The 22,120-nt window shown below is 67.4% G+C and carries 15 protein-coding genes; 8 read left to right on the forward strand and 7 right to left on the reverse strand.

What is annotated here, in order from left to right; genetic code table 11:
• The first annotated feature begins 96 nt into the window (after positions 1-96).
• Together rsgA and AC5P9C_RS12820 are read left to right on the forward strand one after the other, a co-directional pair.
• Entirely contained in the window at positions 97-1,206 is a 1,110-nt protein-coding gene (gene rsgA, locus AC5P9C_RS12815; protein WP_049469074.1) for a ribosome small subunit-dependent GTPase A, read from the forward strand.
• A 137-nt stretch (positions 1,207-1,343) separates the two neighbouring features.
• Positions 1,344-2,597 carry a flavohemoglobin expression-modulating QEGLA motif protein gene (locus AC5P9C_RS12820; RefSeq protein ID WP_049469072.1) on the forward strand — a complete coding sequence of 418 codons (1,254 nt, stop codon included), beginning with the start codon at positions 1,344-1,346 and terminating at the stop codon, positions 2,595-2,597.
• 438 nt (positions 2,598-3,035) lie between these two features.
• Here the strand turns inward: AC5P9C_RS12820 and AC5P9C_RS12825 are convergent, their stop codons facing one another.
• The 4 genes from AC5P9C_RS12825 to AC5P9C_RS12840 all read right to left on the reverse strand — a co-directional run bounded on the left by AC5P9C_RS12825 (position 3,036) and on the right by AC5P9C_RS12840 (position 8,869).
• Complete coding sequence (locus AC5P9C_RS12825; protein WP_343541832.1) at positions 3,036-5,333, reverse strand: TonB-dependent receptor; 2,298 nt, start codon at positions 5,331-5,333, stop codon at positions 3,036-3,038.
• Between the two features lie 227 nt (positions 5,334-5,560).
• On the reverse strand, positions 5,561-6,301 hold the full coding sequence (gene phbB / locus AC5P9C_RS12830; RefSeq protein WP_005419193.1) for an acetoacetyl-CoA reductase: 741 nt from the start codon (positions 6,299-6,301) through the stop codon (positions 5,561-5,563).
• Between the two features lie 24 nt (positions 6,302-6,325).
• Positions 6,326-7,654 (reverse strand): CitMHS family transporter, encoded by a 1,329-nt coding sequence (locus tag AC5P9C_RS12835; protein ID WP_005419191.1) that lies wholly within the window; start codon positions 7,652-7,654, stop codon positions 6,326-6,328.
• 75 nt (positions 7,655-7,729) lie between these two features.
• Complete coding sequence (locus AC5P9C_RS12840; protein ID WP_049469991.1) at positions 7,730-8,869, reverse strand: OprO/OprP family phosphate-selective porin; 1,140 nt, start codon at positions 8,867-8,869, stop codon at positions 7,730-7,732.
• Between the two features lie 242 nt (positions 8,870-9,111).
• Here AC5P9C_RS12840 and AC5P9C_RS12845 point away from each other — a divergent pair, with 242 nt between their 5' ends.
• The 4 genes from AC5P9C_RS12845 to AC5P9C_RS12860 are packed head-to-tail and all read left to right on the forward strand — an operon-like array spanning position 9,112 to position 12,922.
• The gene (locus tag AC5P9C_RS12845; protein WP_049469990.1) at positions 9,112-9,801 is read left to right on the forward strand and encodes a response regulator transcription factor; all 690 of its coding nucleotides are present in this window, start codon (positions 9,112-9,114) and stop codon (positions 9,799-9,801) included.
• A complete protein-coding gene (locus AC5P9C_RS12850; RefSeq protein WP_049469987.1) occupies positions 9,776-11,185 on the forward strand; it encodes a sensor histidine kinase in 1,410 nt (469 codons plus the stop codon). The genes AC5P9C_RS12845 and AC5P9C_RS12850 overlap by 26 nt, the downstream gene beginning before the upstream one ends.
• On the forward strand, positions 11,182-12,237 hold the full coding sequence (locus AC5P9C_RS12855) for an ABC transporter substrate-binding protein (protein ID WP_049469986.1): 1,056 nt from the start codon (positions 11,182-11,184) through the stop codon (positions 12,235-12,237). The genes AC5P9C_RS12850 and AC5P9C_RS12855 overlap by 4 nt, the downstream gene beginning before the upstream one ends.
• A 28-nt stretch (positions 12,238-12,265) precedes the next feature.
• Positions 12,266-12,922: a response regulator gene (locus AC5P9C_RS12860; RefSeq protein ID WP_049469997.1), complete on the forward strand. Its 657-nt coding sequence runs from the start codon at positions 12,266-12,268 to the stop codon at positions 12,920-12,922.
• 90 nt (positions 12,923-13,012) lie between these two features.
• Here AC5P9C_RS12860 and AC5P9C_RS12865 read toward each other — a convergent pair whose 3' ends face one another.
• The 3 genes from AC5P9C_RS12865 to AC5P9C_RS12875 form a co-directional block, all read right to left on the reverse strand.
• Positions 13,013-13,441 (reverse strand): hypothetical protein, encoded by a 429-nt coding sequence (locus tag AC5P9C_RS12865; RefSeq protein WP_401738426.1) that lies wholly within the window; start codon positions 13,439-13,441, stop codon positions 13,013-13,015.
• Positions 13,442-13,710: 269 nt separating this feature from the next.
• Positions 13,711-16,359, reverse strand: a complete 2,649-nt coding sequence (locus AC5P9C_RS12870) for a hybrid sensor histidine kinase/response regulator (protein WP_343541146.1) — start codon at positions 16,357-16,359, stop codon at positions 13,711-13,713.
• A 66-nt stretch (positions 16,360-16,425) separates the two neighbouring features.
• On the reverse strand, positions 16,426-17,595 hold the full coding sequence (locus AC5P9C_RS12875; RefSeq protein ID WP_049469977.1) for an OprO/OprP family phosphate-selective porin: 1,170 nt from the start codon (positions 17,593-17,595) through the stop codon (positions 16,426-16,428).
• A 331-nt stretch (positions 17,596-17,926) separates the two neighbouring features.
• On the opposite strand from AC5P9C_RS12875, the gene AC5P9C_RS12880 reads away from it, so the two are divergent.
• Together AC5P9C_RS12880 and AC5P9C_RS12885 are read left to right on the forward strand one after the other, a co-directional pair.
• Positions 17,927-19,270 carry a dicarboxylate/amino acid:cation symporter gene (locus tag AC5P9C_RS12880; protein WP_006468434.1) on the forward strand — a complete coding sequence of 448 codons (1,344 nt, stop codon included), beginning with the start codon at positions 17,927-17,929 and terminating at the stop codon, positions 19,268-19,270.
• Positions 19,271-19,499: 229 nt separating this feature from the next.
• A complete protein-coding gene (locus AC5P9C_RS12885; protein ID WP_053461346.1) occupies positions 19,500-21,791 on the forward strand; it encodes an NADP-dependent malic enzyme in 2,292 nt (763 codons plus the stop codon).
• The last annotated feature ends 329 nt before the right edge of the window (positions 21,792-22,120 follow it).

The following is a 22,120-nucleotide window of genomic DNA, read 5'->3' on the forward strand; positions in this document are numbered from 1 at the left end:
TGGCGTGGGGTTTCCATCCTACCGGAATTGCTGCAGCGCATGGCAAGGGCTCCGGGCTTGTCATTGCTGGGCTGGCAGGGGGCTGGCACAGGTAGAATGGCGGCGATGACCCAGACCCCCGATTTCATCGCCCTGCAGACCATCGGTTGGCCCTGGCCGGGCCCGGCGCAGCAGGCCGACTGGCAGGCCGTGATGGCCACGCACCCGCAGGCCCGCCCGGCCCGGGTGATCGAACAGCACCGCACCCACTACGTGGTGGCCGATGGCCCGGATGCGTCGATCAAGGCCGAATCGCTGCCGGAATGGCAGCGCCCACGCTTCCCCAGCCACGAGCGGCCTGCAGTGGGCGACTGGGTGCTGCTCGACGGCATCCGCATCGTTGCGCTGCTGCCGCGCCGTACCGCGATCAAGCGTGGCGCCGCCGGCGAGCACTACCACCAGCAGGTGATCGCGGCCAACATCGATACGGTGTTCATCGTCTGCGGCCTGGATGCCGACTTCAATCCGCGCCGCATCGAGCGCTACCTGCTGCTGGTCGGCGGTGGCGGTGCCGAACCGGTGGTGGTGCTGACCAAGGCTGACCAGACCGAGTACAGCGAGGATGCGCTGGCGGTGCTGGAAGAGCTGGAAATGCAGGGCATCGCGCTGCATGCGATCAACGGGCTGGATGCCGACAGCGTGGCGGTGCTGCAGCCATGGCTGGGCCCGGGCCGCACCGTGGTGCTGGTCGGTTCCTCCGGTGCCGGCAAATCCACGTTGACCAACACCCTGCTCGGCGAGCAGCGCATGAAGACCAATGCGGTGCGTGCCAATGATTCGCGCGGTCGCCACACCACCACGCACCGTGCGCTGATGCCGCTGCCGACCGGCGCCTGCCTGATCGATACGCCGGGCATGCGCGAGCTGAAGCCGACCGGCGAAGAGACGCTGTCCGAAGGGGGCTTCGCCGATATTGAAGCGCTGGCCGAGCAGTGCCGGTTCCGCGACTGCTCGCATCACCAGGAACCGGGCTGTGCGGTACGGGCGGCGATCGAGGCCGGCGAGATCGAAGAGAGCCGGCTGCTGAACTACTTCAAGCTGAAGGAAGAAGTGGCGGCCGCTGCCGCCAAGCTGGCGGTACGCCAGGCCGAAACCGCGCAGGAGCGCGGCGGCAGGAAGGGCAAGGGCCAGCAGTTCCGCCCGGCAGGCAAACCGCGCCGGCGTTGATCGGTGTCGCGGGGTCGGATCCCATTGCACCGTAATGGGTTCTGACCCCTGCAATGAATCTGCGTCTGCCTGCTTCGGGTGGGTGCCAACCACGGTTGGCACCTACCAACGCGCGGGCAGGGCGTTATAGTCCGCGCATGGAACCGACCGCGACGCTGGACCGTGAGGTGGCCCACCATGCAGCGCTCGATGCGCGCCTGGTCGAGGCCGTGGGCGGCATCCGCCTGCTGGGGCTGACCAGCTGGCCGGCCACGGTGCAGGCACCGTTTCTGGACAGCGTGGCGCGCGGCCAGCCGGTGCTGCCGAAAGTGGATTACCCCCGGCTCGACTTCAGCGAAGAGCGCCGTGCGCTGGCCGCGATCGCTGCCGACTGCGATGACAGCCACCCGCTGGGCCACTATGTGCAGCAGTCGGCGCAGAGCTGGGACCTGGCCGCGCAGCTGCTGGAAGGGCTGGGCACTGCCGCTGTCGATACCTGTTCGGTGCAGCTGTTCGGTGCCCCCGAGCAGCCGCTGCCGGGCAATGGCCCGAGTACGCGCGACGCGGCGCGCCACTTCATCCAGATCGCCGCCGAACTGGACCACGAGCTGCTGGCGCCCGAAGAGCAGGTGCCGGTCTCGGCCATTGCCCTGCAACTGCAGCTGCAGAACGATCTGGATGCGTTCTTCGAATCGCGCATCATCCAGGTGCAGCTGGACCCGGAACTCGTTTCCAAGGCCGCCGCCGGCCCGACCCGCATCCGCCTGCGCACCAGCGCGCGCTTCAGCGCCTACGACCGCGCGCAGCTGTTCCACCATGAAGCGCTGGTGCACTCGCTGACCGCATTGAATGGCCGCGGCCAGCCGGTACTGCCGAGCCTGGCGTTGTCCTCGCCACGGGTGACGGCGACCCAGGAAGGGCTGGCCACGTTCGCCGAGCAGATCACCGGCAGCATCGACATCGAGCGCCTGAAGCGGATCAGCCTGCGCACCGAAGCGATCGCGATGGCACGCGAAGGCGCCGACTTCATCGAAGTGTTCCGCTACTTCTGCGATGCCGGGCAGAACCCGGAGGAGAGTTTCGCCTCGGCACAGCGCGTGTTCCGCGGGGTGCCGCCCAGCGGCGGCCTGGCGTTCACCAAGGATACGGTGTACCTGCGCGGGCTGGTGTCGGTGCATACCTTCTTCCGCCACATGCTGGCCGAGGATCGCCTGCAGGTCTGCCGCTGGTTGTTCGCCGGCAAGATGAGCCTGGCCGATGCGATCGCGTTCGCGCCGTTGTTCGAGGCGGGGGTGTTGAAGCCGCCGCGCTGGCTGCCGCACTGGGTGAGCCGGGCAAACGGCCTGGCCGGGATGCTGGCGTTCTCGCTGTTTGCCAACCGCATACGGATGGACCAGCTGGCGCCGGAATGAAATGCGTTGGCGGGATGATGCGCTGGCGCCTCGATGGATATCGCTGGGCGGCGGTGGGGCACCCTGGCCAGGACACGCCGTAAACCCATCCATGGGGGCTCGATCGGCGCATCCATGCGCCTCACGGTCCTGGCCAGGGTGCCCCACCGCCGCCAGACAGTTTCCCGCGCGGGCGGCAGCACATCACCGCGCCGAAGGGATTGCGCTTGAAAAGCAAAGAGCCGGGCAATGCCCGGCTCTTTGCTTTTGCTCTTCCTTGCCTTCCGCACCGTGGCGCGGGAAGCCGTCGAGCAGGGTCGGATGGGCCGGCGCAGGACCGTTGGCGCCATGGATGGCGCCATCGAGCCCCCATGGATGGGTTTACGGCGTGTCCTGCGCCGGCCCATCCGGCTCTGCCCCGCGATGATAATCAAGACGCCGCGGAGCAACGCTTTCGACTTAGAACTCCGCCGCCACCGTCATGAACAGTTGCCGCGGTGCGCTCGCGTGGATCGCATAGCGCGTGCCGTTCGGGTCGGTCGGTGCGAACGAGCTCAGCTGGCCCGCGTAGCGCTTGTTGGTCAGATTGGTCGCGTTCAACGACACCCGCACGTTGCGCAGGCCCAGCCCGGGGCCGAAGTCGTAGCCGGCACCGGCGTCGAAGGTGGTCACGCCCGGCACCGACTGGTCGTTGGTGTAGGTGTAGTAGCGCTTGCCGGTGTACTTGGCACGCAGGCTGGCGAAGAAGCCATCGCGGTTCCAGCTGATCTCGCTGGAGGCCATGCGCTGCGGCGTGTCCACGGTGATCTTGCCGGCCACCGGCACCACCGCACCGCCGGACAGATAGTCGTCCTCGTAGGTGGTCTTGTTCCAGGACAGCGCGTTGTACCACTGCAGGCCATCGATCGGCTTGAGGATGAAGGTCAGTTCCGCGCCATGGCTCTTCACCGAACCGACGTTGATGAAGCGCGTCACGCACTCCGGGCGCGTGCCGACCTCGATGCTCGAGCACGGGTTCAGCGACAGCAGGCGGTTGTCGAACGTGACGTTGTATGCGGCGATCGACGCCTGGTACTTCTCGCCGAAGGTACGGAAGCCGGCTTCCAGGCTCTTGGACTTCTCCGGCTCCAGCCCGGCGCTGGCCGCGAACGATTCCGGCGACACCTGCAGCGGACCGCCGCTGCCACCGCCAACGAAGGCGGCGATGTTCTCGGCGTAGGAGGCGAACAGCTCATTGTTGGCGTTGAGCTTGAAACCCACGCCCACCTGCGGCAGCACCGATTCCTTGGCGGTCAGCGTGCCCGAGGCGATGCGGGTCTCGACACCGGGCTGCGCGGTGGCGCGCATGCGGGTGTTGGGGCTCTTGATGCCCACGTCCACGGTCAGGCGCTGGTCCAGGAAGCGCATGCGGTCCTGCACGTAGAACTGGCGCGTGCGGATGTCGAAGTCCTGGTTGAACAGCAGGCGGTCGGGGTTCTTCAGGTACAGGTCGTCCAGGAACGGGCCGCTGATGTAGTAGAAGTTGCGCGACACGTTATGGTCGTTCTGCTCGTACCACAGGCCGGCTTCCAGCTCGTGGATGCCCACCGTCCACGACAGCGCGGCCGTCAGGCCATCGCGGTTGATCGTGTAGTTGGTGCTGCGGATCGAGATCGGCAGCATCCTGTCGGTGCCCGGGTAGGACGGCTGGCCCGGCGCCCACCAGTGGCCCTGGCCACGGTTGTCGTGGTGGTAGGCCAGCAGCTTCAGGCGACCCTGCTCGCCCAGGCGCAGGTCGGCATCGATCGAGTACAGGTTGTCGTCACGCAGCGCACGGCTCTGGTAGTACGCATCGTCGATGCTGTTGACGCCGCCGCTGAACTTGCAGCGCGCCTTGTTGTAGGTGCCCGGCGCGCAGTACGCGGCGGCGACGGCGCGATCCCAGTCCGGTGCGTAGATGTTCCAGTCATAGCCCAGTCCGCGGGCCAGCATGTCCTTGGACAGGTAGGCGTAGTTGGCCTGGCTGGCGCGCGAGGTCGCCACGAACGCACCGAAACGGTGGTCGCCGACATTCCACACTGCCTTGGCATTGAACTGGCGGGTGGTCTGGTTCTGGTACGGCGCGGCCCACATGTCCTGGTCCTGGTGCACGCCGGACACGTAGGCCGAGAAGCCGTTGAGGTCGCCGGTGTCCACGCGCAGGTAGCCACGGCGCTGGTTGTTGTCGCCGACGGTGACGCTGGCGCGGCCACCGAACTCGGTGGACGGGTCCATCGAGAAATACTGGATGGTGCCGCCGAGGTTACTGGTCGAGGCCACGCCCAGCGAACCGATGCCCTGCGACAGTTCGGCGCCGGCCAGGTTCTCGGCGATGACCGCGCGGGCGATGCTCAGCCCGTTGTAGTTGCCGTAGCTGTTGTCGCCCAGCGGGATGCCGTCCAGCGTGTAGCCGAGGCGGCTCTTGTCGAAGCCACGCAGGCTGATGGTCTGCGATTCCTCGTTGGCACCGAAGGCATCGTTGGACTGCACCGACACGCCCGGCAGGCGGTCGAGGATCTTCTGGCCACTGGTGCCCGGCGGCAGCACCTGCTTGTCCACGGCAGTGATGCGCTGCACCTGGCGGGTCTCGCCCTGGCCGATCACAGAGACGGTATCCAGCGTCTGCGCGCTCAGCGCGGCATCGGTGCTGGCGCCGGTATCGGCGGTGGTGGCGGCATGGGCGCTGGCAGCGGCGGAGAGCGCGATCGCTACGGCGATCGTCAGGTGTCGGGTCTGCATGGTTGTCCGTTGCATGGGGAGTGATCACCGGCACGCGTGCGCGGTGCAGGGCCACTATGCGAACGGAACATGAAACCTTCTTTACGGAAAACCAACGAACGGTGCAGGGCCCCCGCGCAGGTCCGGCAGCCGGATGAAAAAGGGGCCGGATTCCCTTCGCAAGCGAAGGTTCACCGGCCCCGCGCACTCCGTGGGGGAGGCGGTCCACGCGCTGCCTGGAGGAGGGCTCACCCCATGTACAGGCCACCGTTGACCGGATAGTCGGCGCCGGTCACGTACGAGGCTTCATCCGAGGCCAGCCACGCGCACAGGCCGGCCACTTCTTCGGGGCGACCCAGGCGGCGTACCGGCACCGAGGCTGCCAGCCGGTCCAGTACATCCGGCGGGAAGCTGCTGATCGCCTGGCTGGCGATGTAGCCAGGCGACAGCGTGTTGACGGTGACGCCGCGCGAAGCCACTTCGGCGGCCAGCGCACGGCTGAAGCCATGCATCGCGGCCTTGGCGGTGGCGTAGTTCACCTGGCCGATCTGGCCCTTGTGGGCGCTGACCGAGCCGATGTTGATGATGCGGCCCCAGCCGCGCGTGGCCATGCCGTCGACTACCTGCTTGGTCAGGTTGAACAGCGCATTGAGGTTGGAGGCGATCACCGCGTTCCAGTCCTCCACCGTCATCTGCCGGAACAGCAGGTCGCGGCTGCCGCCGGAGTTGTTGACCAGTACATCGACCTCACCGACTTCGGCGCGGACCTTGGCGAACGCCGCGCTGGTCGAGGCCCAGTCGGTCGCGTTGCCTTCGGAGGCGATGAAGTCGAAGCCCTGTTCGCGCTGCTCGCGCAGCCAGTTGGCCTTGCGCGGCGAGTTCGGCGCGCAGCCGGCAACCACGGTGTGGCCGCTGCGGGCCAGGCTCTGGCAGATGGCAGTGCCGACACTGCCCATTCCACTGGTGACGTAAGCGATTCGAAGCGTCATTGCAGAAGGCTCCTTGGCAAAGGGTCAGGCGGCGAGGGGATACAGGCCGAACAGCAGGCTGCCGATCATCAGCAGCATCGAGATGGCGATGGCCCACTTCAGGGTGAACTTCTGGTGGTCGGCGAATTCGACCTTGGCCAGGCCCACCAGCAGGTAGGTGGACGGCACCAGCGGGCTGAGCAGGTGCACCGGCTGGCCGGCCAGCGAGGCGCGCGCCATTTCCACCGGGGTGATGCCGTAGTTGCCGGCGGCCTCGGACAGGATCGGCAGCACGCCGAAGTAGAACGCGTCGTTGGACATGAAGAAGGTGAACGGCATCGACGCCACCGCGGTGATCACCGCCAGGTACGGGCCCCACGATTCCGGAATCACCGCCAGGAAGCTGTGCGACATCGCTTCGACCATGCCGGTGTTGTTGAGGATGCCGGTGAAGATGCCTGCGGCGAAGATCAGCGACACCACCGACAGCACGTTGCCGGCATGGTTGACCACGCGGCGACGCTGCTCGGCCAGGTTCGGGTAGTTGATCACCAGTGCGATGGCAAAGCCGACCATGAACAGCACCGGCATCGGCAGCACGCCGATGATCAGCGCGGTCATCAGCGCCACGGTCAGCGCCAGGTTGACCCACAGCAGCTTCGGGCGCTTGATGTCTTCGGCGTCTTCCACGGTCGGCAGCGGATTGCTGTCATCGGACACGCTGTTGTCCATCCAGCTGCCGCCCTTGGGCAGGGTCACCACGCCGAGGCGACGACGTTCCTTCAGACCCAGGTACCAGGCCAGCAGCAGTACGCCGGCACAGGCGATCACCATCGACGGGATCAGCGGCACGAACACATCGGCCGGGTCCACGTGCAGCGCGGTGGCCGCGCGTGCGGTCGGGCCGCCCCACGGGGTCAGGTTCATCACGCCGCCGGCGAGGATGGTCACGCAGGTCATGTTCAGTGCGTTCATGCCCAGCCGCTGGTACAGCGGCAGCATCGCCGAGACGGTGATCATGTAGGTGGTCGAACCGTCGCCATCGAGCGAGATCAGCATCGCCAGCACCGCGGTGCCAAGCACGATCTTCATCGGGTCGCCCTTGACGAAGCGCAGGATCACCCGCACCAGGGGATCGAACAGGCCAGCGTCGATCATCACCCCGAAGTAGAGGATGGCGAACATCAGCATCACGCCGGTCGGCGCGATCTTCTTGATGCCCTCCAGCATCATCTCGTCGATGCCGGCACCGAAGCCACCGATCAGCGCGAACAGGATGGGAATGGTGATCAGGGCGACGAGCGGCGACAGGCGCTTGCTCATGATCAAGTACATGAACGTAATGACCATGCCAAAGCCGAGGATGCTCAGCATCATCTGCGGACTCCTTGCGAAAACAGGACGTGGGGAGTGGAAGGGGCCGGGCGCCGCGCGCCCGGAATGTCAGGCCTAGAAGTCGTACTGCAGGCGGCCGGTGACCGCGCGCGTGCGGTCCACCGTGACCCCGGCCAGGCGGTCGCGGTTGCGGCTTTCGATCACGTTGAGCATGAAGCGCAGGTTGTCGCGCAGGTACCAGTTGCCACCCAGCGTCCACGCCTCAGTGCTGCCACGGCGCAGGTCCGGCGCGCCGTCGAGGTGCTGTGCGCCCCACATCTGGTCGTAGCGCAGCGCCACTTCGAAGGCCCCGGCCTTGTGGCGGATGTCCTTCACCCGCGCGAAGCGGCCGGTCTTGCGGTCATAGGCGCGGCTTTCGCCGGTGACGAACCAGCTGAGCATGCCGTAGGCGGCCATCACGTCGCCGCGCTGGGCGCCGTCATCGAAGGTGGCGCCGCTGAACTCGCCCTGCCACGACAGCGGGCCGCGCACCTGCGCGTATTCCAGCGACCACTTGTTGACGTCGGTATCGCGGCCGGCGGAGAAGTCGACCAGGGTCAGGCGGCTCTCGTCGGACAGGTGCCCGGCCGGGCGCGGACGGATGCGCAGGCCGGGCACGCCGTTGGCGCCGGGGTTGTCATACGCCTCGCGGGCCAGCGACAGGCCCAGGTGCAGTACGTCCCCGTCGCTGGGCGAGGGCGACCAGGTGACGCGGCCACCGGCCGCACGGCCCTTCACCTGCCAGGCGTCGATGCTCTCCAGGCTGTAGACGCTGGCTGCCCAGGTGAAGTCGCCGGGGTTGGCCTGCCACGAGGCACCCAGGCGGTACAGCGGTGCCAGCGTGGTGCCGGCGTTGCCGCGCTCCAGGAAGGTGCCGTAGTTGGAACTGGTACGGTCATCCAGCGAGAAGTACTGCTTGAACTGGCCCACGGTCAGCTTGCCAGCCTTGCCGAAGCTGCGGGCCAGGTACACGTCCTTGGCCTCGACGCGGTCGCCGGAGAAGTCGGCTTCCAGCTTGTAGTCGACCACGAAGAACTTGCCCGACACATCGACCCAGGCACGGCGGATCTCGGTGTCGTCCTTGTTCGGGGTACCGCGGTTGTCGTTGTCGAAGCTGGCAAAGTCCAGGTGCAGGCGGCCACCGAGGGTGGCGGTGACCGGACGGTCGTCTTCGGCAGCGAAGGCCGGCGCCGACAGGGCAGCCAGCGCCATCATGGCGACAGGACGCCGCCAGGCAAACGTGAATTCCACAAACCCTCCCAGGTGCGCGCCAGGCGCGCGGCAATCGTGGGCACCGGACGGTGCGCGGCCGCAGTCTGGGTCGGGCAAGCTGTCATCGTCCTGTCAACGGTTTGTGCGGTGCAGCGTAAAACCGGCCGCTGCGCTCACTGGGCCACGCCCGGCAAGCGCGATGCCGGCATGCGGTAGCATTCGTTTCCCCTCCCACACCTGTGCCCATGCGCCTGCTGCTGGTCGAAGACAATCCGGACCTGGCCGATGCGATCATCCGCCGGATGCGCCGCAGTGGGCACGCGGTGGACTGGCAGGCCGACGGACTGGCCGCGGCCAGCGTGCTGCGCTACCAGAACTTCGACCTGGTGGTGCTGGATATCGGCCTGCCCAAGCTCGACGGCCTGCGCGTGCTGGCCGGCATGCGCGAGCGTGGCGACAGCACGCCGGTGCTGATGCTGACCGCGCGTGACGGCATCGAGGATCGCGTGCAGGCGCTGGATGTCGGCGCCGACGACTACCTGGGAAAGCCCTTCGATTTCCGCGAGTTCGAAGCGCGCTGCCGCGTGCTGCTGCGGCGCGCGCGTGGCCAGGCCAGCGAAGTGGTGCAGATCGGCGGCTTCCAGTTCGACAATGCGGCGCACCGGGTCAGCCTCGACGGTGAGCCGATCGAACTGCCCAACCGCGAGTACCGCCTGCTGGAGATCCTGGTGGGGCGCCTCGGCCAGGTGGTGGGCAAGGACGAGATCGGCAACGGCCTGTTCGGCTTCGACGACGAGGCCGGACCGAATGCGATCGAGCTGTATGTGGGGCGGCTGCGCAGGAAGCTGGCAGGCGCGCCGCTGCGCATTACCACCGTGCGCGGCGTGGGGTATCTGCTGGAAGCCAGTGATGGCGTTGCCGATGCAGACGGCTGACACGCGCGCCGCCAACGTTGCGCCGGGGTCGTTGCGGCGTACCCTGCTGCTCTACCTCGGCGCGCTGCTGGCCGTGTTCGCGGTGGCGCTGCTGTTTGCCGCACGCGATTATGGCCAGCGTGCCGCCAACCGATCCTACGATCACCTGCTGGTGTCCTCGGCACTGTCCATCGCCGATTCGGTGGCCCTGGTCGATGGCCACTGGCAGGTCGACCTGCCGTACGCAGCGTTGGACCTGCTGGCAATGGCCCCGGAAGACCGCGTGTTCTATCGGGTCGCCGACAGCCGCGGCACGCTGATCACCGGCTACGGCGACCTGCCGGCGCCGCCGCGCCGGCCCGGTACGCAGCCGCAGCTGTTCGATGCAGCTTACAGCGGTGAAACCGTGCGCTTCGTGGTGGTCGGCCGCAGCTTCGCCGCAGCCTCGGCGCAGGGCGAGGTACAGGTGCAGGTCGGCCAGACCCGGCGCGCGCGTGAAGCCGTCGCGCAGGACATGGTCAACCGCGCGTTGCTGGCGATCGGCGTGCTGTCCGGGCTGCTGCTGGCACTGGTGGCGTTCGGCGTGCATCGCGCATTCCGGCCGCTGGTGCGGGTGGAGCGCGAGCTATCGCGCCGCGAGCCCTCCGACCTGAAGCCGCTGGACGCCCGCGTGCCGCGCGAGATGGACCAGATGGTGGCCGCGTTGAACCGCTTCATGGAACGCCTGTCCAGCAGCAACGAGACACTGCGCGCCTTCATGGCCGAGGCCGCACACCAGATGCGCACGCCGCTGGCCGCGCTGCGCGCGCAGGCGCAGCTGGCGCTGGATGACGATGATCCAGAGGACATGCGGCGCAGCCTGCAGGCGATCGAGCGCAACGCCACGCACATGAGCCGCCTGCTCAACCAGCTGCTCAGCGATGCCAGCGTGATCCATCGTTCGCACCTGCAGCGCTTTGCGGCGGTGGACCTGGCCGAGACAGTGCACCAGGCGTTGCATGAAGCACTGCCGCAGGCTGGCCCGGCACCGCGCGTGCAGTTGGCGATGACCGCCGAGCCGGTGCAGGTGCACGGTGATGCGCTGCTGCTGCGCGAGGCGATCAAGAACCTGGTGGACAACGCACTGAAGTATGGCGGTGACGGCCCGTTGCAGATCGCGTTGACCGTCGAGGGCGGGCAGGCCGTGCTGACCATCGCCGACCATGGCGCTGGCATCGCCGCGGCTGATGCCGAGCGCGTGTTCGAGCGCTTCGCGCGTGGCGAGGGCGCGCCGTCCGGCGGTGCCGGGCTTGGCCTGGCCATCGTCAAGCGCGTGGTCGACAGCCATGGCGGCCGCATCGACCTCAGCAACCGCCCGCAGGGTGGACTGATCGCCACCATCCGCCTGCCCCGGAGCCGCGCATGATCCGCCTGTTCGCCATCGCCGTTGCCCTGCTGCTGGCCCTGCCGGTGCTGGCCGCGCCGGGTGAGGTGCGCCGCTTCCCGGCACAGGCAAGGACCACCGCGCAGCTGCGCATCCACGGTACGACCGATATCGAAGTGTTCGCAGTGGTCATCGCCGACTACCAGCGCCTGCACCCCGGGACCGAGGTGGTGTACGAGGACATCATCACCCAGGACCTGTACGCGCGGTACCTGCACGACCGTACGGGACCGGCCTCGCCGGACCTGCTGATCTCCAGCGGCATGGACCTGCAGACCAAGCTGGTCAACGATGGCCACGCGCTGCCGCACCGCTCGGCGCAGACCGCCGCGTTGCCGGCCTGGGCGCAGTGGCGCAGCGAGGCGTTCGGGATCAGCTATGAGCCGGTGGTGATGGTGTACAACACCCGCGCGCTGCCTGCGGCGCAGGTACCGCACACGCGCCGCCAGCTGCTCGACCGGCTGCGCGCCGAGGGCGCACCGCTGCGCGGCAAGGTCGGCACCTATGACATCGAGCGCAGCAGTGTCGGCTACCTGCTGGCGACACAGGATGCGCAGCGCGGCAGCATTGCCGGTGCGCTGCTGGGCGCACTCGGCGACAACGATGTGGTGCGCGAGGAGCGCACCGGCGTGCTGCTGGACAGGGTGGCCAGCGGCCAGCTGTCGCTGGCCTACAACGTGCTTGGCTCCTACGCACAGGCCCGCATCGACGCAGGCGCGCCCCTGGGCATCATCGAACCCGAGGACTACACGCTGGTGGTGCTGCGCACCGCGGTGATTCCGCGTACCGGCCCGCATCCGGAGGAGGCGCGGCGTTTCCTCGACTACCTGCTGTCGCCGCGTGGCCAGCAGGTGCTGTCGCGGGAAGCGCGCCTGATGCCGATCGTGACCGGTAATGCGCGTGGCGACCATGCGCCTGGGCGCAGCCGCCGCCCGATCCAGCTGGGCCCAGGCCTGCTGGTGTACCTGGATGCGCTCAAGCGCCGCCAGTTCCTCGATGCCTGGCGCAGCAGCGTCGAGCCGGCCGGGCGCTGACGCGGCGACCTGCCCGTACAATGGCGGCATGAGCGAATACACCATCCTGATCGCCGATGACCACCCGCTGCTGCGTTCGGCGGTGGTGCAGTCACTGCGGCAGAGCCTGCCGCTGGCGCAGGTGCGCGAGGTGGCCAGTGCCGATGCGTTGGCCGAGGCGCTCGACGCACAGCCGGACGTGGACCTGGTGCTGCTCGACCTGACCATGCCTGGCGCCCATGGCTTTTCCGCGCTGCTGCACGTGCGTGGCTCGCATCCGGATATCCCGGTGGTGATCCTCTCGTCCAACGACCACCCGCGGGTGATCCGCCGCGCCCAGCAGTTCGGCGCGGCCGGTTTCATCCCGAAGTCGGCCCCGGCCGAAACCATCGGCGAGGCCGTGCAGGCAGTGCTCGACGGCGGCCTGTGGTTCCCGGCGATGGCCGCCGAGCGATCGGAGGCCGACGCGTTGCTGGCCAGCCGCCTGGCCCAGCTGACCCCGCAGCAGTTCCGCGTGCTGCTGTGCCTGGCCGATGGCCTGCTCAACAAGCAGATCGCCTACGAGCTGGGCCTGGCCGAGAACACGGTGAAGGTGCACGTCACTGCCATCCTGAAGAAACTCGAATGCCATAGCCGCACGCAGGCGGCGGTGCTGGTGAAGGCGCTGGAACCGGAAGGCGACGCGCGGGCAGGGATGGACGGCTGACCCAGGTGGGCCGCACGGCCCCGCAGTGGTGTCCGGAACCTTCGGAGTGGTTGAATGAACGGCGCCGGGGCGAAAACGGAATGCGGCGTGTCAGTTGCCGCTGATCGCGCGCAGTGCCGGATCGGTCGAAAAGATGAATCTGTTCTCGTATCCCATCCTGGAATCCTCAGACGCGTCAGCGTAGCTGTAGGTGGGGGCGGCCGCATCCAACGCAAACCTGCGGCTCCAAGTTTCATGACCGGCGAGGCTTCCGCTCCGGACGAGACCGATGCAGATGCTCAGGCCGCATGAAAAACCTTCAAGTACACCTTCCTGAGCCATCGCACGTTCAAGTGCTGACCGATAGTGGCGGGTCAGGTCCTGCACCTCGGAGCTGGATGCCGCCTCCTCTGACAGGCGTTTGATGTCGGGCGCTGAAGGTCTGTCAGCGATGCATCCCGCGCAGCACAGGCAGAAGAGCAGCGCTGTGATCTGATGGCGGCCTCGGAGGAGCGCGATGGATGGGTAAGGGCAGGGCATGCGGAATCCTCGGCCGTAGGCTGTGGCTCTCGCCAGTACGGTCTGTCGATCAGCCGAATGCGGGAATCTTCCGTTCCTCGGTGGCGCTGGTCAGTCAGGAGACTGCCCTTTCTCTGCTCGGAATCTCCCCTTGCCTGCCTATCGACGCGGGGCATTCCGTTCCTTCCCACCCAGAGATGGTGTGCGAAGACGTCTGGGGTTCGGTAGGGAATCTGCGAAGGGCACCGCCTCTCGCGCCGTGGCACGGCGGCGCGCGCGGCGGAGTCGTCCTATCCCCGATGCCGCAACAGCAACTGCGTCATCAGGGCCCGCAACGCGGGCGGTCGCACGGGCTTGTGCAGGAAGCCCCAGCCGTGTTCGGCGGCATGCGCCTTCAGGGCCTCATCACGCTCGGCGGTCACCAGGATCACCGGCGGCCGTGCCTTCCACAGCGTGCACAGCGCTTCATACAGGTCCGGCCCGTGCCATTGCCCCATGCGCACGTCCAGCAGCAGCAACTGCGGCACGTTCAAGGCGCTGGCGATTTCCAGGGCGCCCTGCGGGCCGTCGGCGAGCTCCACCTGGCAACCCCAGCGTTCCAGCAACGCGCGGGTCGCTGCACAGACGTGGGGATCGTCGTCGATGCTCCACACCCGGCATTGGCGCAGCGGGCTGTCGTCGGCGGGTTCGCTCGCCACGACCGGCGCTGCGGTGGTTGCCACCAGATCGTCGGCGCGCCCGAGTGCCACGCTCACGGCGAACACGCTGCCCCTACCCAGGGTCGAGCGCAGGCTGATGCGGTGGCCGAGCAGGCGGCCGATGCGTTCGACGATGGCCAGGCCCAGGCCGGCGCCACGTTCCTGTTCCACGCCATCATTCAGGCGACGGAACTCTTCGAAGATCTCTCCCTGCAGGCTTTCCGGAATGCCGGGCCCTTGGTCGTGCACTTCGATGCGCAGCTGGTCGCCTGCGCGACGGCAGCCGATCAGCACGCGCCCACGTGGCGTGTAGCGCAGCGCGTTGGAGAGGAAGTTCTGCAGGATGCGGCGCAGCAGCGCTTCATCGCTGACCACCACCGCGCGGGTGTCCACCCAGTCCAGTTGCAGGCCGCGGCTCTGAGCAGCGATACCGAACTCGCGTGCCAGGGTTTCCAGCAGCGGTGAAATCGCGAACGCGCGCACGCGGACCTGCAGCGATCCTGATTCCAGGCGCGAGATATCCAGCAGGCTGTTGAGGATCGCATCCTGCGCGGCCAACGCAGCGTCGATATGGTCGGCGGTCTGCTGCTGCGCCGGGTCGCCCAGCTTGCCGCGCAGTACCGAGACGAACATGCGCGCTGCATTGAGCGGCTGCAGCAGGTCGTGCACGGCCGAGGCGACGAATCGCGTCTTGTAGCGGTTGGCCTGCTCGGCCTCGCGGCGAGCTTCGTCCAGGTCGCGGGTGCGCTCGGCGATGCGGTGTTCCAGCGCATCGGCCAGCGAGCGCAGTTCACGCGCGGCGTTCTTGTAGCTGGTGATGTCGGCATAGCTGGTGACGAAGCCGCCGTCGGGCAGCGGGTTGCCACGGATTTCCAGCACCGTGCCGTCGTCTTTTTCGCTCTCGCGCATGTGTGGGCGGCCGCTGCGCAGGTGATTCAGGCGGCGCTCGATGGCTTCGTCCACCGGGCCGGGGCCGAGCAGGCCGCGACGGGCGTTGAAGCGGAACAGTTCCTCGATCGGGCGGCCGACCCGCACCAGCTCCGGCGGGAACCGGAACAGTTCCAGATAGCGCGAGTTCCACGCGACCAGGCGCAGTTCCCGGTCGATCACCACCACGCCCTGCGGCAGGTGTTCGAGGCTGCGGCTGAGGCCGCTGTCGGCCTCGGTGGCCGCCTGCAGCAGGCCGTCCTGCGCGGTGCGCAGTTCCTGTGCATGTTGCTTGAGCAGGGTTTCCAGCTCGCGGCGGCTGCGCAGGCGATGCTTGGCCAGGCGCCGTCGCTGCTGCACGAACAGCGTCAGGAAGCCCAGCGCAAGCCAGGCTGCGCCGCCGGCCAGCGCGGCATCGCGTCCTGCACCGCTGGCCGCCCCTGCATCGTGCAGCAGGTGCAGGTTCCAGCCTTCGACGGGCAGCGGCAGGGTCTGCCACAGCATGGGCTGCGCCAGCGCCGGGTCCAGCAGCCGCACCATGCGTCCGCCGTCGGCCAGCAGGTCTTCGGTGCGCGCGCGCAGCGGTTGCAGTGATCGATCGGCGTACTGGCGGCTGTCGAGCATTTCGCGGCGCTCGATGTCCCCGAGCGGGCGCAGCAGCCGGTAGCGCCAGTTGTCACGGTTGGCGAGGAAGACCACGTCGTGGTCGTCGCTGGCCAGCACCACGTCCGGACTGCTCAACCATTCCTGCTCCAGTGCGGACAGTTCGACCTTGATCACCACCACCCCGAGCCGCTTGCCGCCTTCCTCGATCGCCTGGGACAGGTAGTAGCCGGGCACGCCGGTGGTCATGCCGATGCCGTAGAAGCGTCCACGGCCCTGGGCCAGGGCCTGGCGGTAATAGGGCCGGTAGCTGTAGTTCTCGCCAACGTTGCTGGTCGGCTGGTCCCAGTTGCTGGCGGCCACCGCCACGCCGTCGTGGCCGACCAGGGTCAGTGTGGACGTGCGGGTGACTTCGTTGGCGCGCTGCAGCTTGAGGTTCAGCCGCTGCCGTTCGGCGGGGGAAGGGGGCACGCGCAGCGCCTGCAGCAGGTCCGGATCCAGCGCGAGCACCTGCGGCAGGGTGCCGAAACGGTCGATGCGCTGTTGCAGGCCCTGGCCATACAGCTGCAGCTGGCGCTGCACCTGGGCGCTTTCACTGGCCAGCGCCTGGCGCCACGCATAGTGGCCGGCTGCAATCGCGCACAGCAGGGTGCCACCGACCATCACCAGCAGGGTCAGCAGCAGCATCCGGTGGCGTCTGAGCCAGTACATGGCGGCAGTCTACGCAGGGCCGGCGGGCGTGGCGTGCACGCCCGCCGGGGTCTGACGTGGAAGGGGTCAGAAGTGCATCTGCGCGCGCAGTTCGAAGATCTCCGGCGTGCTGTGCACGCCACGACGGCTGGCGTCGACCTTCACGTAGTTGGCCTGGAACTTGAAGTGGCTGGTCAGGTACCAGTTCGCGCCCAGCGTCAGGTCGTGCTGGCGGCCGCCGAGGATGCTGCCATCGTCCAGGTCGAGACGGCTGTATCGGGCCAGCAGTTCGACCGCGCCGTAGTTGTGCGCCGGCTTGATGTTGGCCACCGCGCCAGCGTTGTACGGGCGCGACTCGCCGGTCAGCACCCAGCTGGCCATCGCGTACTGGCCGCTGCCGGTGTAGTCCGGCTTGCCGTCATGGCGGGTGACCGTGGCGCGCAGCGCTTCGGCCTGCAGCGAGAACGGGCCACGGATCCAGATGCCTTCCAGGCCGGTGCGGCGGATCTGGTCGGCGGTGACCAGCGCGCCGGAGTCGACGTAGCGGATGTCGGTCAGGCCGGCTTCCGGGCGCGCACGCAGGCGCGCGCTGGCCTCATGGTGCACGTCGCGGCCATCGCTGTAGCCACGCGGGTTTTCCTGCGAGTAGGCCAGGCCCAGGTGGATCACATCACCCGGTGCCTTGACCGGCGTCCACACCGCACGCACGGCCTGGGTCGTGCCGGGATTGTCGCCCTGCAGGTCCTTGCCACCATAGGCGCCGGCCTGCAGCAGGTACTGCGGCCGTTCCAGCACCCACTCCACACCGGTACGGCGGCCTTCATAGAAGGCCTGCACCGGCAGCGAGGTCTCCAGGAAGCTGCCGGCACGCGAGGAGGTGTTCGCATCCAGGCCAACCGGGGTCTTCATGTAGCCGAAGCGGAAGCGGCCGACGTCACGGCCGAACAAGGCCTTGCTTTCGAAGCGCACGAACACGTCCAGCCAGGTGTCGGCCTGGAAGTCGTAGTACACCATCGCGTCGTAGACGCCCTTCTTTTTCAGCGTCGCGCCGAATTCCTTGCGGCGCACGGCATCGTCGTCTTCCAGGCCACTGGCCGAGGAGAAGTCGTTGTAGTCGTAGGCGATGTTGGCGGTGGCCGCCAGCTCGGTGCCATCGCCGAAGGTGTACTTGGTCGGCCAGTTGTCGAAGTCGGCAGCGGAGGCGAAGGCGGGAAGGGCGGCCAGCGACAGGGCCAGCAGGGTGGGATTCGGGCGCATGTTGGGTGCGGCTCTCTCGGATTGCAGGTGGACAGGACATCAACGGCCGCGAGGGCCGGAACTTTCGCAAAGACATGCCCAGCGGTTCAGCCCGGGCCACCAGGCTCCCCGGGATCGGGCGGTGCGGCGCCAGTGTAGGCACCCGTGCCACCTGAACCGGGGGGCTAGTACCAATAGGTTATCTGCGCTGGCGTGCCCGGCGCGTACAAAGGCGTCCATTGGTCTCAGCGTTGCGCGTGCCGTGCAGGCGCTGCGATCAGTTTCCACGGTAACGGTTCCCGTGCAGTCCCGGGGCCGTACGTGCCTGAAAACGCCCCTTCCGGAGTCCGCCATGCACATCCCGACCGCAGCCCCGGCGCCTGCAAAGCCGTTGCCGATCTATCGCCAGCTGTACTTCCAGGTGATCGTGGCGATCGTCCTGGGCGCCATCCTCGGCCATTACGAACCGCTGATCGGCGAAAAGATGAAGCCGCTGGGTGATGCCTTCATCAACCTGGTGAAGATGATCATCGCGCCGGTGATCTTCCTCACCATCGTCACCGGCATCGCCAGCATGACCCACCTGCGCACGGTGGGCCGGGTGTTCGCCAAGGCGATGGCGTACTTCCTGTTCTTCTCCACGCTGGCGCTGATCGTCGGCATGATCGTGGCGCACGTGGTGCAGCCCGGCGCCGGCATGAACATCAACCCGGCCGAGCTGGACCAGACCGCGGTGCACAGCTACGTCGAGAAGTCGCACGACCTGACCCTGGTCGGGTTCCTGATGGACATCATCCCGAAGACGCTGCTCAGCGCCTTCGTCGACGGCAACATCCTGCAGGTGCTGTTCGTGGCCGTGCTGTTCGGCATCGCGCTGGCGATGGTGGGCGAGAAGGGCAAGCCGGTGCTCAACTTCCTGGAGGCGCTGGTCGCCCCGGTGTTCAAGCTGGTGCACATCCTGATGAAGGCGGCCCCGATCGGCGCCTTTGGTGCGATCGCCTTCACCATCGGCAAGTACGGCGTCGGTTCGCTGATCAACCTGGCCTGGCTGGTGGGCTCGTTCTACCTCACCGCGTTCCTGTTCGTGGCGGTGATCCTGGGCCTGGTCTGCCGCCTGTGCGGATTCTCGGTGTTCAAGCTGGCCCGTTACCTGAAGGCCGAACTGCTGCTTGTGCTGGGCACCTCCTCCTCGGAGTCGGCGCTGCCGTCGCTGATGGAGAAGATGGAACGCGCCGGCTGCAGCAAGTCGGTGGTGGGCCTGGTGGTGCCGACCGGTTACTCGTTCAACCTGGACGGTACCAACATCTACATGACCCTGGCGGCGCTGTTCATCGCCCAGGCCACCAATACCGAACTGACCCTGGGCCACCAGATCGCCCTGCTGCTGGTCGCCATGCTCAGCTCCAAGGGCGCGGCCGGCGTCACCGGTGCCGGCTTCATCACCCTGGCCGCCACCCTGGCGGTGGTGCCGGAAGTGCCGGTGGCCGGCATGGCGCTGATCCTGGGCGTGGACCGCTTCATGAGCGAATGCCGCTCGCTCACCAACTTCATCGGCAATGCCGTGGCCACCGTGGTGGTCTCGCGCTGGGAAGGCGCGCTGGACCGCAACCGCCTGCAGCTGGCGCTGGATGGCCGCGAAAGCGAGCTGCCGCCGCCGGTCGATGCACTGCCCGAGGCGCTGCCGGCCAAGGGCTGATCCAGGTGTGTGGTACCGCGGGGCCGGCCACGACAGTGGGGCGGCCCCGCGGCGTTTCAGGGCGTCCCATGGCTGTCATGGGCAGCGCCGATGCTGGTCTGGGCTCCGGTCGCATACGGCACGGAATTGTGCGGTCGCAGCATGGTTGCGACAGGATAGCGACAGGTCCAGACGCTCCAACGGGGGTATGATCCCCTGTCCCTTCTGCCCATTCATGTAACCCACATCGATGTCCAACGAAGATTTCAAACAGGCCGCCCTCGATTACCACCGGATGTCCCCGCCGGGAAAGATCAAGGTTTCCGCTACCAAGCCCATGCTGACCCAGCGCGACCTGTCGCTGGCGTATTCGCCGGGCGTGGCGTATGCCTGTGAAGCGATCAAGGCCGACCCGCAGCAGGCCAGCGAGCTGACCGCCCGCGGCAACCTGGTGGCGGTGATCTCCAACGGCACCGCGGTGCTGGGCCTGGGCAACATCGGCGCGCTGGCCGGCAAGCCGGTGATGGAAGGCAAGGGCGTGCTGTTCCAGAAGTTCGCCGGCATCGATGTGTTCGACATCGAAGTGGATGAAACCGACCCGGACAAGCTGGTCGACATCATCGCCTCGCTGGAGCCGACCTTCGGCGGCATCAACCTGGAAGACATCAAGGCGCCGGAGTGCTTCGTGGTCGAGCGCAAGCTGCGCGAGCGCATGAAGATCCCGGTGTTCCATGACGACCAGCACGGCACGGCGATCATCGTCGGCGCGGCGGTGCTCAACGCGATGGCGATCACCGGCAAGAAGATCGAGGAAGTGAAGCTGGCGACCACGGGCATGGGCGCGGCCGGCATTTCCTGCGTGAACATGCTGGTGCAGCTGGGCCTGAAGCCGGAGAACATCCTGGCCTTCGACCGCGAGGGCGTGATCCACACCGGCCGTACCGACCTGGACCCGGAAAAGCAGCGCTATGCGCGCGACACCGACAAGCGCACCCTGGCCGAGATCGTCGACGGCGCGGACATCTTCCTGGGCCTGTCGGCGCCGGGCATCCTGACCGCCGACATGGTCAAGACCATGGCGCCGGACCCGGTGATCTTCGCCCTGGCCAACCCGACCCCGGAAATCATGCCGGAGGTGGCGCGCGCCGCGCGTCCGGACGCGATCATCGGCACTGGCCGTTCGGATTACCCGAACCAGGTCAACAACGTGCTGTGCTTCCCGTACCTGTTCCGTGGCGCGCTGGACGTGGGCGCCACCGCGATCAACGAGGAAATGAAGATCGCCTGCGTGCGTGCGATCGCCGCGCTGGCCCGCCGTGCCGCCACCGACATGGGCTCGGCCTACGGTGGCGAGACGCCGAGCTTCGGCCGTGAATACCTGATCCCGCGCCCGTTCGACCGCCGCCTGCTGGTGGAACTGTCGGCCGCCGTGGCCCAGGCCGCGATGGACTCGGGCGTGGCCTCGCGCCCGATCGACGACATGGGCGCCTACCGCGACAAGCTGGCCCAGTTCGTCTACCGCACCAGCCTGATGATGAAGCCGGTCTACGACCGCGCGCGCAGCGACAAGCAGCGCGTGGTGTACGCCGAAGGCGAAGAGGAAGTGGTGCTGCAGGCGGTGCAGAACGTGGTCGATGACGGCCTGGCGCACCCGATCCTGATCGGCCGCCCGGAAGTGATCGAGTCGCGCATCGAGCGCCTCGGCCTGCGCCTGAAGATCGGCGAGAACGTTGAAGTCACCAACATCAACGATGACCCGCGTTTCAACGAATACTGGCAGTACTACCACGGCCTGACCGGCCGCCGCGGCGTGACCGTGGCCGCGGCGAAGAACCTGATGCGTTCGCGCCCGACCCTGATCGCCGCAGTGATGGTCGCCCGTGGCGAAGCCGATGCGATGCTGACCGGCATCGTCGGCCGCTTCCACAAGAAGCTGGGCTACGTGCGCAGCGTGTTGCCGCTGGAGCCGAAGGTCACCTCGACCTCGGCGATGACCGGCGTGATCAACCAGCAGGGCGTGTTCTTCTTCGTCGATACCCACGTGCAGGAAGACCCCACCGCCGAGCAGCTGTGCGAAGCGACCCTGCAGGCGGCCTACCGCATGAAGCTGTTCGGCATCGAGCCGAAGGTGGCGCTGCTGTCGCACTCCAACTTCGGCAGCCATGATTCGAAGGATGCGCTGAAGATGCGCCAGGTGCGTGAACTGCTGCTCAAGCGCAACCCGCGTCTGAACGTGGATGGCGAAATGCAGGGTGACACCGCGTGGGATGAAGCGCTGCGCCAGAAGCTGCTGCCGGGCTCGACCCTGCAGGGCCGCGCCAACCTGTTCGTGCTGCCGAACCTGGAAGCGGCCAACATCGCCTACAACCTGGTGCGCGTGTTCACCGATGGCGTGGCGATCGGCCCGATCCTGATGGGCGTGAACAAGCCGGTGCACATCCTGACCACCAGCGCGACCTCGCGCCGGATCCTGAACATGACTGCGATTGCCGCAGTCGATGCGCAGATCAGGAAGCAGCTGGAAGCGGAAAAGAAGGCATAAGCCTTCTTTCCGGTTTGATCGCAGAAACGCGCCCTACGGGGCGCGTTTCTGTTTGCACAAAGCGGAAACGGGTAGTGCCGGCCGCTGGCGGGCAACCGCAATGATGTCCAGGCACGCGACGGCAGCCGGCCAGCGGCCGGCTCTACCCCGATCTGTGCCACACGCGCTACGCCGCCCGGTCATTTCCCTGCAACGCCGTTGCGGCCCAATACGCCCACGCGGCCCGGCCGTGGGAAGGGACCGGACCGGCCTTCCCACCCTGGGCCCGACCAACTTCTCATGGGCGAGGGTGTCATGCGCAATCGACTGACGCGGCGGTACTTCCAGCA

It is taken from the genome of Stenotrophomonas sp. YJH_SMC_10 (genome assembly GCF_059371555.1).